Annotated in this window: 11 protein-coding genes; 5 read left to right on the forward strand and 6 right to left on the reverse strand. The window is 68.2% G+C overall.

What is annotated here, in order from left to right; translation table 11 throughout:
- Window positions 1-28: 28 nt before the first annotated feature.
- Window positions 29-2242 carry a molybdopterin cofactor-binding domain-containing protein gene (locus tag ACFJIX_RS11035; protein WP_377159924.1) on the reverse strand — a complete coding sequence of 738 codons (2214 nt, stop codon included), beginning with the start codon at window positions 2240-2242 and terminating at the stop codon, window positions 29-31.
- A gap of 2 nt (window positions 2243-2244) precedes the next feature.
- Window positions 2245-2715, reverse strand: a complete 471-nt coding sequence (locus ACFJIX_RS11040; protein WP_377159926.1) for a (2Fe-2S)-binding protein — start codon at window positions 2713-2715, stop codon at window positions 2245-2247.
- Window positions 2716-3243: 528 nt separating this feature from the next.
- Here ACFJIX_RS11040 and ACFJIX_RS11045 point away from each other — a divergent pair.
- Both ACFJIX_RS11045 and ACFJIX_RS11050 read left to right on the forward strand, forming a co-directional pair.
- Entirely contained in the window at window positions 3244-5997 is a 2754-nt protein-coding gene (locus ACFJIX_RS11045; RefSeq protein ID WP_377159928.1) for a TonB-dependent receptor plug domain-containing protein, read from the forward strand.
- Window positions 5998-6468: 471 nt separating this feature from the next.
- Window positions 6469-9372: a TonB-dependent receptor plug domain-containing protein gene (locus ACFJIX_RS11050; RefSeq protein ID WP_377159931.1), complete on the forward strand. Its 2904-nt coding sequence runs from the start codon at window positions 6469-6471 to the stop codon at window positions 9370-9372.
- A gap of 87 nt (window positions 9373-9459) precedes the next feature.
- Here the strand turns inward: ACFJIX_RS11050 and ACFJIX_RS11055 are convergent, their stop codons facing one another.
- Complete coding sequence (locus ACFJIX_RS11055) at window positions 9460-10416, reverse strand: LysR family transcriptional regulator (protein WP_377159934.1); 957 nt, start codon at window positions 10414-10416, stop codon at window positions 9460-9462.
- Between the two features lie 149 nt (window positions 10417-10565).
- Here ACFJIX_RS11055 and ACFJIX_RS11060 point away from each other — a divergent pair, with 149 nt between their 5' ends.
- A complete protein-coding gene (locus ACFJIX_RS11060; protein ID WP_377159937.1) occupies window positions 10566-11849 on the forward strand; it encodes an MFS transporter in 1284 nt (427 codons plus the stop codon).
- Window positions 11850-11908: 59 nt separating this feature from the next.
- On the opposite strand, the gene ACFJIX_RS11065 is transcribed toward ACFJIX_RS11060, so the two are convergent.
- Together ACFJIX_RS11065 and ACFJIX_RS11070 are read right to left on the reverse strand one after the other, a co-directional pair.
- Window positions 11909-12223 carry a type II toxin-antitoxin system RelE/ParE family toxin gene (locus tag ACFJIX_RS11065; RefSeq protein WP_377159940.1) on the reverse strand — a complete coding sequence of 105 codons (315 nt, stop codon included), beginning with the start codon at window positions 12221-12223 and terminating at the stop codon, window positions 11909-11911.
- A gap of 384 nt (window positions 12224-12607) precedes the next feature.
- Window positions 12608-13393 carry a TetR/AcrR family transcriptional regulator gene (locus ACFJIX_RS11070; protein WP_377161716.1) on the reverse strand — a complete coding sequence of 262 codons (786 nt, stop codon included), beginning with the start codon at window positions 13391-13393 and terminating at the stop codon, window positions 12608-12610.
- A 218-nt stretch (window positions 13394-13611) separates the two neighbouring features.
- On the opposite strand from ACFJIX_RS11070, the gene ACFJIX_RS11075 reads away from it, so the two are divergent.
- Both ACFJIX_RS11075 and ACFJIX_RS11080 read left to right on the forward strand, forming a co-directional pair.
- Window positions 13612-15219: a carboxyl transferase domain-containing protein gene (locus ACFJIX_RS11075; RefSeq protein ID WP_377159944.1), complete on the forward strand. Its 1608-nt coding sequence runs from the start codon at window positions 13612-13614 to the stop codon at window positions 15217-15219.
- 39 nt (window positions 15220-15258) lie between these two features.
- A complete protein-coding gene (locus tag ACFJIX_RS11080) occupies window positions 15259-15813 on the forward strand; it encodes a GNAT family N-acetyltransferase (protein ID WP_377159947.1) in 555 nt (184 codons plus the stop codon).
- A gap of 32 nt (window positions 15814-15845) precedes the next feature.
- Here ACFJIX_RS11080 and ACFJIX_RS11085 read toward each other — a convergent pair whose 3' ends face one another.
- Window positions 15846-16109 carry a hypothetical protein gene (locus ACFJIX_RS11085; RefSeq protein WP_377159950.1) on the reverse strand — a complete coding sequence of 88 codons (264 nt, stop codon included), beginning with the start codon at window positions 16107-16109 and terminating at the stop codon, window positions 15846-15848.
- Window positions 16110-16255 lie beyond the last annotated feature (146 nt).

The raw sequence follows: 16255 nt of genomic DNA on the forward strand, positions 1-16255 counted from the left end.
TGGGACAGGCGCTCAGGCGCCTGCTTGATCAAGCCTGCTTGAGCGCCTCGCTGTCGAACGGCAGCTGGCGCAGCCGCTTCCCGGTGGCTGCGAAGATCGCGTTGGCCACGGCCGGCGCGATCGGCGGCGTGCCGGGTTCGCCGATGCCGCCGGGGGCTTCGTTGCTCTGCACGATGTGCACGTCGACCTTGGGCATCTCGTTCAGGCGCAGCACCGGGTAGTCGTGGAAGTTGCTCTGTTCGACCTTCCCGTCCTTGAACGTGATGCGTCCGTACAGCGCTGCCGACAGCCCGTAGACCACCGCGCCCTCGATCTGCCGGGCGATCGTCTGCGGGTTGACGGTCTGGCCGCAGTCCACCGCCGCGGTCACGCGATGGACCTTGATGCCGCCGTCCTTGGCCACGGACACCTCCGCCACCTCGGCGACCCAGGTGCCGAAGCTTTCCGCCACCGCGATGCCGCGATGCCGGCCCTTGGGCAGCGCCCGGCTCCAGCCGGCCTTCTCGGCCGCCAGCAGCAGGACGCCCCGGGCGCGCGGGTGCTTCTCGAGCAGCGCCAGCCGGTACTTCAGCGGATCGGCCTTGGCGGCGTGCGCCAGCTCGTCGATGAAGCTCTCGATGAAGAACGCGTTCTGCGAATGTCCCACCGAACGCCAGAACCACACCTGCGGCCCCGGCTCCGCGCGGCCGTAGGCGATGCGCTGGTGCGGGATCTCGTAGGGGTGGTCCGCGAGCCCTTCGACGGCCATTGCATCGACGCCGTTCTCGGGAATCTTCATGAAGCCCGACGCCGCCATGATCGACGGGCTCGCGACATCGGCGCGCAGCATCAGCGGCTGGCCCTTGTCGTCGAGCCCCGCCTCGAAGCGCACGCGCGACGTCGGCCGGTAGTAGCCGGCGGCCATGTCGTCCTCGCGGGCGTAGACCAGCTTGACCGGGCTGCCGCTGAGCTTGGACAGCAGCGTCGCGTCGATGGTGAAGTCCGGCGCGAAGCGGCGTCCGAAGCCCCCGCCCAGCAGCATCGTGTTGACCTTCACCTTGGCCGGCGTGACCTGCGCGACCTGCGACAGGATGCCCTGCGCCGGCCCCTGGCTCTGCGTGCCGGCCCAGATGGTGACCTCGTCGCCCTTGACCCAGGCCAGGCAGTTCAGCGGCTCCATCGCGGCGTGGGCGAGGTAGGGCACGTCGTACTGCGCGGACAGGTTGCGCGCGGCGTTGGCGCTGCCGTCCTTGACGTTGCCCACGTCGCGCGCGATCGCGGTGGCGTTCTGCAGGCCTTCATCGAGCGCGCTCGAGACCTTCTCCGACGACAGGTCCGCATGCGCGCCCAGGTCCCATTCGATGCCGAGGGCGTCGCGGCCCTGCTTCGCCGCCCAGTAGCCGTCGGCCAGCACGGCCACGCCCGACGGGATGGCGATGACCTTGCGCACGCCCTTGATGGCCTTGGCCTTGCCTTCGTCGAAGGCCTTGGGCTTGGCGCCGGCGATCGGCGCGCGCGCCATCACCGCGACCAGCAGGCCGTCCACGTGCGCGTCGATGCCGAACTTGGCCGTGCCGTTGATCTTGGCCGCGCTGTCCAGCCGGCGCGTCGGCTTGCCCATGATGCGGAAGTCCTTGCGGTCCTTCAGCGTGGGCTTGTCCGGCACCGGCTGTTTCGCGGCGGCGTCGACCAGCGAGCCGTAGCTGGCCTTGCGGCCGTTCGGGCCGATCACCTGGCCGCGTTCGGTGCGCAGCGACGAGGCGTCCACGCCCCATTGCTTCGCCGCCGCAGCGACCAGCATCTGGCGCGCGGCGGCGCCGGCCTGGCGCACCGGCGTCCAGTGCGCGCGCACCGTCGTGCTGCCGCCGGTGGCCTGCATGCCGAACATCGGGTTGTTGTAGGCGGCGTCCGCCGGCGCCTGCTCGACGGAGACCAGCGCCCAGTCGGCGTCCAGTTCCTCGGCCACCATCATCGGGATCGCGGTCAGCACGCCCTGACCCATCTCGGCCGAGCCGCAGACGACCGTGACCTTGTTGTCCGGCGTGATCCGCAGCCAGGCGTTGGGCGCGAAGGTGTTGGAGGCGGCGCCGGGCTGTGCCAGCGCCGCGCGACCCGCGGCCAGCGGCAGCGCGAACGACACGGTCAGCGCCGCGCCGCCCTTGAGCAACGAACGACGGCTCGTGGAAACCGGAGAGGCGGGAGCAGCAGGAGAAGCGGGCGAGGACGGCGTTGTCATCGCGTCCTGGTCGAACATCATGCTCATGATCAGCCTCCCTTCGCCAGCGTGGTCGAGGCGTCGTGGATCGCCGCCCGGATCTGGTTGTAGGTGCCGCAGCGGCAGACGTTGCCGCTCATCGCGCCGTCGATGTCGGCGTCGGTGGGCTTCTTCTTGCCGGCCAGCAGCGCACAGGCGCTCATGATCTGGCCGCTCTGGCAGTAGCCGCACTGCGGCACGTCGATCTTGAGCCAGGCGTGCTGCACCGCGCGGCCGGTGGGCGTGGCGCCCACGCCCTCGATCGTGGTGATCTTCTTGCCCGCGGCCGCCTCCAGCGGCGTCTGGCACGAGCGCACCGGCTGCCCGTCCAGGTGCACGGTACAGGCGCCGCACAGCGCCATGCCGCAGCCGAACTTGGTGCCGGTCAGTTGCAGGTCTTCGCGCAGCGCCCACAGCAGGGGCATCTGCGGATCGGCATCGAGCGTCACCGCCTTGCCGTTCACGGTCATCGAAATGGACATGGGGGGTTCCTCCTGGGGACGCCTGGGCGGATCCGTCGCGCCCGGCCCTTCTGAAAGGGGGTCGGGTCTTGCGTTGGGGGTGCGCAAGCGTATCGCTTTCGAACTTCCAGCGTGCGGGGTCAGGGCTTGAGGGGGCGATGCCCACCGAAGTCCTGAATGCTTCGGGAGAACCCCTGCAGGGTTAACTCGCATGAAAGGGCGGTCAGCGCACCTGAATGGTGCTGCTTTCAACTCAGAGGGTTTTCCCTTCCTGGAACCGCTGTCATGCCCTGTTTCCACGCGCCGTTCGCCCGCTTTTGCGGCATCAGGGCGTTCATCGCCCGCCAATGCGAAGAGTGAATGCTGCGATGTGAATGATTGTTGCGGTTTTGCAATGGATGACGACGGACATGGGGGAGGGGGCTCCCCAGAATCCGCCCCCTCGCGCCCCTCGGGAGATCCCCGGACGCGACCCCGGTGCCCACCCGGCTGCCGGTCTCCTCGGCCGATGCCACCCATCCGGCCCTTCATCAATTCGCAAGTGGAAGTATGAGAAAAAACACCCAGCTCTCCCTGTCCCTGAGCGCCGCCGCGGCGCTGCTGTGCTGCGTCCAGATCGCGCAGGCCCAGGCACAGGACACGACCCAGCTTCAGCGCGTCGAGGTGACCGGCTCCAACATCAAGCGCCTGGCCTCCGAGACGGCCTCGCCGGTGCAGGTCTACAACCGTGACGAGATCCGCCGCACCGGCGCCAACACCGTGCGTCAGGTGCTGGACACGCTGACCTCGACCTCGAGCAGCGAGATCAGGGACGACGGCAACACCTCCAGCTTCGCGTCGGGCGCCTCGGGCGTGTCGATGCGCGGCCTGGGCAAGGGCGCCACGCTGGTGCTGCTGAACGGCCGCCGCGTCGCCAACTTCGGCCTGGCCGACGGCGCCAAGGACACCTTCGTCAACGTCGACTCGATCCCGGCCGACGTGGTCGAGCGCATCGAGGTGCTCAAGGACGGCGCATCCGCCATCTACGGCTCCGACGCGATGGCCGGCGTGATCAACATCATCACGCGCCGCTCGTACAACGGCGTCGGCGCTTCGGCCAGCTACACGTTCAACGAGCACCCGAGCGTCGGCGCGCAGCGCCAGGCCAGCGTCGTGGCCGGCTTCGGCGACCTGGACAAGGACCGCTTCAACGTCTTCGCCAACATCGAGGCGTACCGGCGCGAGGGCTACACCGTGGCCGACGTGAAGGACGACTATCCGGCCTGGCACAAGGGCTTCTACAACCCGGCCTTCGGCGACCCGAGCCTGAGCTCCTACCCGGGCAACCTGCGCGTGGGCACGACCCGCGTGCCGGTGGCGGGCTGCACGACGCTGAATTCGGCGGGCCAGTGCGTGACCGACATCAACGGGCTGAACCCGGTCTCCGACCCGGCCCGGCGCGTGAACCTGTTCAGCGCGGGGCGCCTGAAGGTCACGGAGGACATCCAGGCCTTCGCCGAGGTGTCCTACTCGAAGACGACCACCGAGTACCTGACCGTGCCGATGACCATCGGCGCCGGCGCCACCTCGCGCTGGTACGACGGCTACAACAAGGTCGCGCAGTCGGTGCCGCATCCGGTGCTGTCGGCCACGAACCCGGCCAACCCCACGGGCCAGGCCCGCGGCATCGACTACCGGTTCATGGACGACCCCAGCCTGTTCAACTATGACGGCACCGGCAAGCAGTACCGCGCGCTGACCGGCCTGCAGGGCACGTTCCGCGACATGGACTGGGAAGTCTCGATCGGCCGCAACGCCGCCGAGGCCGAGAAGCTGGCCCGCTGGGGTTCGCGCGACCTGTTCGCGGCCGTCGCGTCGGGCGAGTACAAGATCGGCGGCGGCAACAGCCGCGAACTGCTGGAGCGCCTGTTCCCGGTCAACGGCTCCAAGGGCAAGAACCACCAGACCTGGGTGGACGCCAAGCTGAGCGGCGAGCTGTTCCAGCTGCCGGGCGGTCCGCTGGCCTTCGCGCTGGGCGCCGAGCACCGTCAGGAAGGCGTGTCGATCAAGTCGACCGACAACGTCCTGAAGGCGCAGATCGTCGGCCGCGGGTCGGTGCTGATCGACGGCGAGCGCAACCTCGACGCCGCCTTCCTGGAGCTGAACGCCCCCGTGCTGAAGAAGCTGGAGCTGAACGGCGCGCTGCGCTTCGACAAGGCCTCGGGCTTCGACGGCCGCGTGTCGCCGAAGCTGGGCGTCCGGTTTGAGGTGCTGCCGCAGCTGCTGCTGCGCGGCACGGTTGCCGGCGGTTTCCGCGCTCCCAACATCCCCGAGACGCTGGGCCAGGTCGGCGTGACCGGCTTCTTCAACAACACGGTGGATCCGGCGCGCTGCGCGACCGCCACGGCCATCAGCGACATCCTCAAGAAGGGCAACGCCGCCGACCAGTCCGATGCCGCGCTGGCCCTGGCCAGCGGCTGCCGCGCCTCGGTGCCGGCGATGATCTCGGCCAACCCGGACCTGAAGCCGGAGACGTCCAAGAGCGTGACCGTGGGCTTCGTGTTCGAGCCGACCAAGAACGCGTCGATCGCCGTCGACTACTTCAAGATCGAGCGCAAGAACGAGATCAATTCCCGTGATCCGTCCTACGTGCTGGACCGCGAAGGCAAGCCGGGCTACGAGAACATGATCAGCCGCGGCGCGCTGACCGCGCAGGAGCAGGCCTGGGCGACCCGCGCCAACCAGCTGTCCGGCGGCACGCTTGCGTGGCAGGCGGGCCAGATCACCTCGCTGCTGCTGCAGTACGAGAACTTCGGCAAGACCGAGACCTCGGGCGTGGACATCGACGTCAAGGGCCGCGTGGCGGCGGGCTCGTTCGGCACGCTGAACCTCGGCGTGGCGGCGACCTATGCGCTGACCTACAAGGCCTGGGACATCGACGCGAACACGTGGCGTCCCAACCAGGTCGGCCTGTACGAGAACCCGCGCCTGAAGGCCGTGTTCTCGGCCGCCTGGAACAAGGGCGACTGGACGACCGGCCTGCGCTTCAACTACACGTCCCGCACCGCGCTGAACCGCGACGAGACGGACGTGGCCAGCTGGGGCGAGGAGGGTTGCCAGAAGACCCTGAAGCCGGGCGCGCTGCCCTGCTACATCGACGAGGACATCCGCACCGACTTCAGCCTGGGTTACACCGGCATCAAGAACCTGCGCCTGTCGCTGAACATCAACAACCTGATGGGCGACGAGCGTCCGGTCAACCTCCGCGATGGCTACCGGATCCGTCCGCGCAGCTACAAGGTGGGCGCGTCCTACGACTTCTGATCGCCGCGCGCGATCTCCGGATACCGCGGTCGGGTTTCCCCCGACGCGGTGGTCCGCACCCCAAGCCCGGCCTCGGCCGGGTTTTTTTCGTCCGTCGATCGCGGCGAGGGGGCCTCAAGCATGTCGAACCGGACAAGAACCGCGGAGGACCCCCCTGCCTTTTGACACCGTGGATGCCTGGGTCATGGGAATGACCCGGCATATCCGTGTGATTTGCGCCTGCATTTGAGGGGGTTTGTGGGGATAGGGTTCCCCCTGCTTTGACCCATGACTTTCGGGTTTCTTCTTATAGGTCTGTCGCTCTTTTGCTGCGCGATGTAGCAAATGTTTAAGTCGGTGAACCACACGTTTGCGCTACTGAAAAAATCCGCTCACGCATCGCACCGGACACATCACCGTCTGGGGCGCTCTGCAACGTTCGGGAAGAAGCGCCAACACCCGGTGCGACCCCATTCTCAGAAGAGGACCGCAATGTCTCGTCAACTTACCCACAGGGCGCTGGTACTCACCAGCATCGCGATCGCCAGCACGCTGGCCTGCGGCATCGCCGCCGCGCAGGAGTCGCAGCAACTGGAGCGCGTCGAAGTGACGGGCTCCAACATCCGCCGCACCACCGCCGAAGGCACCTCGCCGATCGACCGGATCACCGCCGCGGAAATCCGCGCCAGCGGTGCGAAGACCGCGCTGGAGCTGATGAAGATGGTGCCCGCGATGGGCACCGACGGCTTCAGCGACACACCGGGACAGAACGGCTTCTCGCGCGGCGTCGCCACCGCCTCGCTGCGGGGCCTGGGCTCGACCTCGACCCTGATCCTGCTCAACGGCCGCCGGCTCACCCCTGCCGCCTACGCGAACCCGAACAACGGCACGTCGACGCTGTACGACCTGAACTCGATCCCGGTCTCCGCGCTGGAACGCGTGGAAATCTTCAAGGACGGCGCCTCGGCCGTTTACGGCTCCGACGCCGTCGGCGGCGTCATCAACTTCATCACGAAGAACGACTACCAGGGCATCCAGATGGGCGCCACGGTGGGTGCCAACGACGATGGCGAATTCAGCCGCCAGACCGTCAACGGCGCGTTCGGCTTCGGCGACTTCGCCAAGGACGGCTTCAACGTCCTGGTGAGCGCGGACATCACGCATCGCGGCCGCACCATGACCCGCGACGTCAAGGACATCCACGCCGACGACTACAACAAGATCAACCTGCGCCTGAACCCCTACGGCTCGTTCTCGTCGGCGTCGCCGTTCCTGACGCGCGAATCCGCCCCGGGCAACCTGAGCTTCCCGCAGGGCACGGCCGCGAACGTGATCAACCGGACCAATTGCGATCCGTCGCAACTGATCACCGGCGGCGCGGTCTACGGCATCTCCACGGCGCCCCTGCTGAACCGCACGTTCTGCAACTACAACCTCGACAACTTCAACGAGGCGCAGAACAAGGGCACGGACGGCAGCCTGATCTCCCGCGCGAGCTTCCGCGTCACCAACGACATCACCGCCTTCGCCGAAGCCGGCTATGCGCGCACCGAGCGCGATTACCTGGGCGCCTCGCGCACGATCAGCGGCCTGAGCCCGAGCAGCAACTTCCTGCTGGGCAACGTGGCGCCGTCGTTCCAGCCGATCCTCGAGATCGGTCATCCGGACAATCCGTTCCCGAACGCGCGTTCCTCGGTGCAGATGCGTTTCGAGAACATCCGCGGCGGCAGCGAGCTGACCAACCAGCAATACCGCGCGCTGGGTGGCGTCAAGGGCACGACCGGCAACTTCGACTGGGAAAGCGCCGTCCTGTGGAACAAGGCCAAGCGTGAGGAAACCAGTTTCGGCTTCCTGAACCTGGACGTGCTGCGCACGATGCTCGGCCCCAACGGCCGAACTCTGGCGCAGATCGCCGCCGATCCCAACCTGTCGACGCCGCTGACCAACAACGCGAATGCGTCCATCTGGCAATGGGATGCCAAGGTCGCGACCGAGTTCGGTTCGCTGCCGGGCGGCGCCATCGGTGCGGCCGCGGGTGTGGAAATCCGTCGTGAAACGCTGGAGATCACGCCTGATCCGCTGAACGCCAACGGCAAGATCCTGGGCCTGGCGAACACGCAGATCGACGCGGGCCGTACCGTGAAGTCGGCCTTCGTCGAGTTCCGCACACCGTTCTTCAAGTCCTTCGAAATGGACTTCGCGGGTCGTGCCGACAAGTACCCCAGCATCAAGACCAACTTCGTGCCGAAGGTCGGCGCCAAGTGGACGGTGATCCCGCAGCTGTCGTTCCGCGGCAGCTACTCCGAGGGCTTCCGCGCCCCGGCTGTGTCGCAGATCGCTCCGGGCGGCGCGCAGTACTTCGTCAACGGCGTGATCGACCCGCTGCGCTGCCAGGAAGATGGCGTCACGCCGAAGCCCGGCGCCGCCGCGGCCGACTGCGCGAAGAGCGTGGCCGGCGTGGGCACCTCGAACCCCGAGCTGAAGCCCGAAAAGTCCAAGAGCCACTCGTTCGGCGTGATCTTCTCGCCGAGCAAGAGCGTGGACATCGTGGTCGACTACTTCAACATCGTCAAGAAGGGTGAGGTCGCCCTGCTGGACGTGCAGAGCGTGGTGGACCACCCGGAACGTTATCCGACCCTGATCCTGCGCGACTCCAACCCGGCGCTGCAACTGCCGGGCGTGGCGAACTCCGGTCCGCTGCTGTTCGTGCAGACCCCGTGGGTCAACCAGGGCAGCACCGAGGTGTCGGGCATCGACTTCGAGGTCAAGACCAACATGATCCCGAAGGAAGGCCTGCGCTGGACCAACCAGCTGCGCGGCACCTACATGACCCGCTACAGCCGCGAAGAGCACGTGGGCGACGCGCGTAACAACCTGGTGGGCACCAACGGCGGACTGGCCGACTGGGCGACCTCCGCCGGCGACACGCCGCGCCTGAAGTTCCGTGCGACCTCGACGCTGGAAATCGATGGCCGCCACTCGATCATGGGCGCGATGAACTGGGTGAGCGGTGTCTCGTTCATCCGCCGCATGGACGGCGCGGTGCCGGAGTACTACTCGGGCAACACTTGCCACTGGGGCGGTGCCAATCCGGACGGCCTGACTGGCCGCACTGTGCTGGGCGTGGCGCCCACGGCGACCAATGGCCGCGACCTGTACATCAACCGCTACCCGAACTGCGCAGTCGGCAAGTGGATGACCTTCGACGTGGGCTACACGTACTCCGGCTTCAAGGATCTGTCGCTTTCGCTGAACATCCAGAACGTGATGGACGAGAAGGCGCCTTACTACCCGGGCACCAACACCGCGGCCGGCACGATCCTGGGCTGGAACTCGGGCATGCACAACGGTTATGGCCGCTACTGGACACTGACCGCCAACTACACGTTCAAGTGATCGACACCGGCTCCGGCCGGTTCAAGCCTCACTCTGAACGTCACTCCGAAGGGGACCGCAAGGTCCCCTTTTTTCGTCTGTACGGGCTCAACGGCGCCGCTTCTTCTTGGGCGAGGGCAATCGCACGCGGGCCTGGTCCTTGGAATGCTCGAAGCGCGCGGCCAGCGCGTCGATGAACAGCCGCGTGCGGGCCGGCAGCAGACGCCGCGACGGGAACACGAGCTGCAGCGGACCGACCTCGCCGGCCCATTCGGGCAGGACCTCGACGAGGCGGCCGTCGTCGAGTTCGTCGACCACGTCCCAGACCGCGCGGCGCACCAGGCCCAGGCCGGCCAGCGCCCAGTCGTGCGCCTGCTCGCCGTTGTCGGTGACGAGCCGGCCCTGCACGGTGACCGTGCGCGGCGACGGCGACACTGTGGGATCGGCAGGCATGAACAGCCAGTCGGACTGCCGGGTGGCGATGCGCTCCTGCAGGATGCAGTCATGACCGGCGAGGTCCTCGAGCGAGCGCGGCGTGCCGCGGCGGCGCAGGTAGTCCGGCGTCGCGCAGAGCACGCGCCGGTTCGGGCCGAGGCGGCGCGCGACCAGCCGCGAGTCCGCCGGTCCGCCGATGCGCACGGCGCAGTCGAAGCCTTCCTCGATCAGGTCCACGAGCGCGTCGGACAGCGAGACCTGCACGGTGACGTCGGGATGCTCGCGCATGAACTCCGCAGCCAGCGGGCCGATGCAGCGACGGCCCAGCGCGACGGTCGAGGTGACGCGCAGCAGCCCGCGCGCCTGCTGTCGGCCCTGCGTGAGCTCGGCCTCGGCGTCGTCGATGTCGGCGAGGATGGTCTGGCAGCGCTCGAGGTAGATCGCGCCTTCGTCAGTCAGCGCGAGGCGTCGCGAGCTGCGCTGCAGCAGCCGCACGCCGAGCCGCGCCTCGAGCCGCGCCAGCCGCTTGCTGCCGACGGCGGGGGAGAAGCCCAGCTCGCGTCCGGCGGCGGACAGGCTGCCCGCCGCGACGGCGCGCACGAACAGGCGCATGTCATCGAGTTCATTCATCGGAAGACTCCAACGGATCGCCGCGTTCCCCCTCTATCGAGGGAGGTGGCGGGTGCCCTCTTCGGGGTGTCATCTGTTCCATCCGGGAACAGATACTTGTGCGGCGCGATGGATTCTCATCCGGATCGGTTGAGATCACAGTGTCCGCATTGAAATCACCGTTGGAGTCCTCCGATGACATCCGTTTCGACATGGCCGGTCCGCCCGGCGGGAGTTCCGGCGTGAGCGCCGTCATCACTCCTGGCGCGGCGAAGGACGGCGTGCCGCGCGCGTCGCGCGGTTTCCCGCTGCCGATCCTGGCGTTGGCGCTGGCGGCATTCGCCATCGGCACGACGGAGTTCGTGATCATGGGCCTGCTGCCGGCGATGGCGCAGGACCTGGCGGTGAGTCTGCCGCGCGCGGGACTGCTGGTGACCGGTTATGCGCTGGGCGTGGCCTTGGGCGCGCCGCCGCTGGCGGCGCTCAGCGCCGGCTGGCCGCGCAAGCGGGCGCTGCTGGTGCTGATCGCGCTGTTCATCGCGGGCAACGTGCTGTCCGCGATCGGCGGCGGCTACTGGACGGTGATGGCGGGGCGCATCGTCGCGGCGCTGGCGCACGGCTCCTTCTTCGGGATCGGCGCGGTGCTGGCGAGCGAACTGGTCGCCCCCGATCGCAAGGCCGGCGCGATCGCGCTGATGTTCACCGGGCTGACGCTGGCCAACGTGCTGGGCGTGCCCCTGGGCAACCTGATCGGCCAGGAATGGGGTTGGCGCGCGAGCTTCGGTGCGGTGGCGGGGCTGGGCATCGTCGCGGCGATGGCGCTGGTGGCCCTGCTGCCGAAGGCGAAGGACGCCGATGCCGGCGCTCAAGCGGGCAACGACTGGTCGGTGCTGAAGCGCCCGCAGGTGCTGATCGCACTGGCGCTGACGGCGGTCGGCTTCGGCGGCATCTTCACGGCGTTCACCTTCATCGCGCCGATGCTGGCGGAGGTCACCGGCCTGACCCCGGGCTGGATCACCGGTGTGCTGTTCCTGTTCGGCCTGGGCCTGACGATCGGCAACACGCTGGGCGGCAGGCTGGCCGACTGGAAGCTGATGCCGTCGTTGATGGGCGTGCTGGTCGCGCTGGCGGTGGTGCAGGCGCTGCTGGCGGTGGTGCTCGACTGGCAATGGCCCACGATCGTGACCGTCTTCGTCTGGGGCATGGCCGCGTTCGCCACGGTGCCTGGATTGCAGATGCGGATGATGCAGCAGGCGCCCGATGCGCCGGCGCTGGTGTCGACGCTCAACATCGCGGCGTTCAACCTGGGCAATGCGGGCGGTGCGTGGCTGGGTGGGTGGATGCTGACGCACGGTGCATCGCTGCGCTCGCTGCCGGTGGCGGGGGCAGGGCTTGCCGTGGTCGGGATCGGTCTGGCGGCGATCAGCGTGCTCATCGAACGGCGGGCTCGCTGACTTCAGCGATGGCCGCAATGAGGAAGGGCGACCGCATGCGGTCGCCCTTTCGCCGGGAATCAGCTTGCCAGTGCAGAGGCTGAGGGGTCCGGCCAGTTCTGTCGCGTGTGAACGAGGTCCAGTACTTCGATGGCCTCGGGCGTGACGCGATACGGTACGAAGTAGTTGGGGGTGAGGACGATCTCGCGGATCCCGGCCACGCGCGACGAGGCGCGATAAAGCATCGGGAACGACAGGGCCAATCGCAGCTTCTTGACCATCTGCCGACCGAACTCTTCTGCAGCCAGTTGATTGTGTCGGGCCATTTCCTCGAGGATCAGATCGATGCGGAGCAGCGCGCGGGCGCGACATTCAATCGTTTTGGGATTGAGCATGGCGGCTCCTCATGTCCTGAAGCTTGCGCTCCATCCAGTCGACGAAGTCATCGAAAGGAATGCTCGGTCGCGGGTCTTCGATCGACAGGCGGATCTGCTCCCGATACCAACAGTCCCAGGCTTCCTGATCAAAGTTGTCCTCGCTGATGCGAGGCGCGTACGCGCCGGGGGCAGTGGGTGGAGGGATCTGTATCGGCGCAATGCCAGCGCCCAGCAGCTCTTGAGCTGCGGATCGATGTCGTGGTTCACGTTGTCGGTCTCCATGGAATGACTCGAAAGTCGGAGCCGTCATCGTTCCCGAACAGGGGCCGTCGAACTATGACCTCAACTGCTGATCTTTTGACCTTCCCAGGTCTTGCGCGCTTCGACGCGTTGCGCTGAGGGTCAGGCCTTGCCGTCGACGGCGTCCATGCCGCCGCCGTCCAGCGCCTCGGCCACGCGGGCCTTCAGTCGACGCAGGGCCTTGAGCTCCTGGTCCGGCGCCTGCAGCGCCGGCCACAGCAGCGCGACCAGATCGCGCGCCGCCGCGTCCACCTGGATCTGCCGGCCGGCGATGATCACCTCCCACAGCATGTGTTCCATCGGCCCGAACACCAGCGAGCGCAGCAGCCGCAGCGGAATGTCCTGCCGCACCTCGCCCTGCGTCTGGCCGCGCGCCAGCAGGTCCATCAGCGGCGCCGTGTAGCGCCGCTGCAGGTCGACGAAGGCTGCGCCGAAGTCCTGGCCCTCGCCGCGCGCCACCGGCGCCTCGCGCTTGCGGCCTTCCGACAGCACCAGCTCGCACAGCCCCGTGCCCTGGATCAGGAACAGCCGCAGGTGGGTGTGGACCACGAACTCCAGCTGGTCCCGGATCGGCCGCTCGCGCGGCAGGCCCGATTCGATGGCCTCGATGATCTCGTCGTACCAGTCGCCGATCACCCGCATGCAGAGCTCGCGCTTGCCGCGGAAGTAGGTGAAGACCGTCGCCTCGGAGATTCCCAGCCGCTGTGCGATCTCGGTCGTCGTGGCGCGCTCATAGCCGCGCTCGGCGAACACCGCGCGGCTCGCGCGCAGGATGTCCTTCACCCGCTGCTCGGCCTTCGCGCCCACCGGCGAACGGCGCTGCGCGGGCAGGGCGGCCGCGGAGGGCGGATCGAGGCGGGCGTCAAGGCGGGTGTCCTCTCGGGACATCGGTGCGGGGCTCATGTGGAGCGCATTCTCCGGGTTTGTTGAGCCGGGCTCAAGTCGTTTCTCCGCAGGCTTGGAAACCCCCGCCATCTCGCTTATGCTTCGCGCCTTGCGTCGCTCCGGCGATCCCGGAACGGCGCCGTCAGCCAGCGCCCCCGCACCGAATTGAGCGCGGCTCATAAGACCGTCCCCGACGGTCACAAGACCGGAGACCCAGAACCATGCCCTTGCTGCCCACCAAGCTCAACGCCCGTTCGGCCGACTTCAAGGCCAACGCGGACGCGATGCGCGGCCTGATCGACGACCTCAACGCCCGACTGGCGAAGATCGCCGAGGGCGGCGGCGAAGCCGCGCGCGCCAAGCATGTCGGGCGCGGCAAGCTGCTGCCGCGGGACCGCGTGGAGATGCTGCTCGACCCGGGCACGCCCTTCCTGGAACTGGCGCCGCTGGCGGGCCTGGACATGTATGACAACGCCGCCCCGGGCGGCGGCGTGATCGCGGGCATCGGCCGGGTGTCCGGCGTCGAATGCGTGATCGTCTGCAACGACGCGACCGTCAAGGGCGGCACCTACTACCCGATCACCGTCAAGAAGCACCTGCGCGCGCAGGAGATCGCCGACCAGAACCGCCTGCCCTGCATCTACCTGGTGGACAGCGGCGGCGCCAACCTGCCCAACCAGGACGAGGTCTTCCCGGACCGCGACCACTTCGGACGCATCTTCTTCAACCAGGCGAACCTCTCCGCCAAGGGCATCCCGCAGATCGCCGTGGTGATGGGCTCCTGCACGGCGGGCGGCGCCTACGTGCCGGCGATGAGCGACGAGACCGTCATCGTCAAGAACCAGGGCACGATCTTCCTGGGCGGCCCGCCGCTGGTGAAGGCCGCGACCGGCGAGGTCGTCAGCGCCGAGGACCTGGGCGGCGGCGACGTGCACACGCGCCTGTCCGGCGTGGCGGATCATCTGGCCGAGAACGACACGCACGCGCTGGCGATCGCGCGCCAGTCGGTCGCGCGGTTGAACTGGCGCAAGCAGGGCGAACTGCTGACGCAGTCGCCCCAGGCGCCGGCCTACGATCCCGCTGAGCTGCACGGCGTGATCCCCACCGACACGCGCAAGCCCTTCGACGTGCGCGAGGTCATCGCCCGCATCGTCGACGGCAGCGCGTTCGATGAATTCAAGGCCCGCTATGGCAACACGCTGGTCTGCGGCTTCGCGCACATCGAGGGCATGCCCGTCGGCATCGTCGCCAACAACGGCATCCTGTTCGCGGAGAGCGCCAACAAGGGCGCGCACTTCATCGAGCTGTGCTGCCAGCGCAAGATCCCGTTGGTGTTCCTGCAGAACATCACCGGCTTCATGGTCGGCCGCAAGTACGAGAACGAAGGCATCGCCCGCGCCGGCGCCAAGATGGTGACGGCGGTGGCGTGCGCGCAGGTGCCCAAGTTCACCGTGATCATCGGCGGCAGCTTCGGCGCTGGGAACTACGGCATGTGCGGCCGCGCCTACTCGCCGCGCTTCCTGTGGATGTGGCCGAACGCCCGCATCTCGGTCATGGGCGGCGAGCAGGCCGCGTCGGTGCTGGCGACGGTCAAGCGCGACGGCATCGAGGGCAAGGGCGGCCAGTGGTCCGCGGACGAGGAAGAGGCCTTCAAGGCGCCGATCCGCCAGCAGTACGAAGACCAGGGCCATCCGTACTACGCCAGCGCCCGGCTCTGGGACGACGGCGTCATCGATCCGGCCGACACGCGCCGCGTGCTGGCGCTGGGCCTGTCGGCCGCGCTGAACGCGGAAATTCCCGAGACGAAGTTCGGCGTGTTCCGGATGTAAGGTGCCGAGTTTTCGACCGTGCCCATGCCCGTTCCGACGATGACCGACCTCACCCTGCGCCCGCTCGCGCCTGACGATTCCATCGAGGCCCTGACCGCGCTGCTGCACGCGTCCTACGCGTCGCTCGCGGCGCAGGGCTGGAACTTCACGGCCGTCGACCAGAGCGTGCAGACGACGCGCGAGCGCGTGGCCGCCGGGCAGGCCTTCGTCGCGCTGACCGCGACCGGCGAACTGGTGGGCACCATCACCATCGCGCCGCCGAAGCGACCCGATGGCCGCTATCTCGGCGACCCGGTGCCCGAGTGCTACACGCAGAGCGACACCGCCATCCTGGCCCAACTGGCCGTGCATCCGTCGTGCCGCGGGCAGGGCGTCGCCGAACGGCTGATGGACATCGCCGAAGCCTGGGCGCTGGCCCAGGGATATGCGCACGTGGCGCTCGACACCGCCGTGCCCGCCGAGGCGCTGCGCCGGCGCTACGAGCGCCGCGGCTACGCCTACGTGGGCGACGTGCAGTGGGCCGGCAAGACCTATCCCAGCGTGCTGATGCGCAAGGTGCTGGTGCGCCCGGCAGGACGCGCAGAAACCGCATGAAGGACGAGGACCGCATAAACGTCGTTCCGCGCTCACGCCCACGCGCCGCACACAGGGTGGTTCTCGGCCTCGTGATCGCGCTGGGCCTCATCGCCGCCGGCGCGCACGCGCAGGACGCGACCGTCGGCGAGGCGCCGCAGGCCGCGCCGGCGCGACTGGCCACCGACATCCGCGAGGCCGTCGTCCGTGTGCCGGTGTCGGTCGAGAACCACATCGGCCGCACCGTCCAGGCGGACCTGATCGTGACGACCTTCCGGCCGGCGGGGACAGGGGCCGTTCCCACTGGTGGTGCTCAACCACGGGCGCCCGGTCTACGAGCAGGAACGCGCCGCGATGAAGCGTCAGCGGCTGGAAAGCGCGGCGCGCTTCTTCGTCCGCAAGGGCTTCGCCGTCGCCGTCCCGACACGCATCGGTTACGGCGAGTTGGCCTCTGTCGGCGATC

It is taken from the genome of Roseateles sp. UC29_93, assembly GCF_042695725.1.
Lineage (GTDB): Bacteria > Pseudomonadota > Gammaproteobacteria > Burkholderiales > Burkholderiaceae_C > Roseateles > Roseateles noduli_A.

What these genes read in the sequence shown, in the direction of transcription:
- ACFJIX_RS11070 (WP_377161716.1), bottom strand. Translation starts at nt 13,393, where the DNA reads ATGTCCCGAGAGGACACCCGCCTTGACGCCCGCCTCGATCCGCCCTCC.
- ACFJIX_RS11040 (WP_377159926.1), bottom strand. Translation starts at nt 2,715, where the DNA reads ATGTCCATTTCGATGACCGTGAACGGCAAGGCGGTGACGCTCGATGCC.
- ACFJIX_RS11055 (WP_377159934.1), bottom strand. Translation starts at nt 10,416, where the DNA reads ATGAATGAACTCGATGACATGCGCCTGTTCGTGCGCGCCGTCGCGGCG.
- ACFJIX_RS11035 (WP_377159924.1), bottom strand. Translation starts at nt 2,242, where the DNA reads ATGAGCATGATGTTCGACCAGGACGCGATGACAACGCCGTCCTCGCCC.
- ACFJIX_RS11050 (WP_377159931.1), top strand. Translation starts at nt 6,469, where the DNA reads ATGTCTCGTCAACTTACCCACAGGGCGCTGGTACTCACCAGCATCGCG.
- ACFJIX_RS11080 (WP_377159947.1), top strand. Translation starts at nt 15,259, where the DNA reads ATGACCGACCTCACCCTGCGCCCGCTCGCGCCTGACGATTCCATCGAG.
- ACFJIX_RS11075 (WP_377159944.1), top strand. Translation starts at nt 13,612, where the DNA reads ATGCCCTTGCTGCCCACCAAGCTCAACGCCCGTTCGGCCGACTTCAAG.
- ACFJIX_RS11045 (WP_377159928.1), top strand. Translation starts at nt 3,244, where the DNA reads ATGAGAAAAAACACCCAGCTCTCCCTGTCCCTGAGCGCCGCCGCGGCG.
- ACFJIX_RS11065 (WP_377159940.1), bottom strand. Translation starts at nt 12,223, where the DNA reads ATGCTCAATCCCAAAACGATTGAATGTCGCGCCCGCGCGCTGCTCCGC.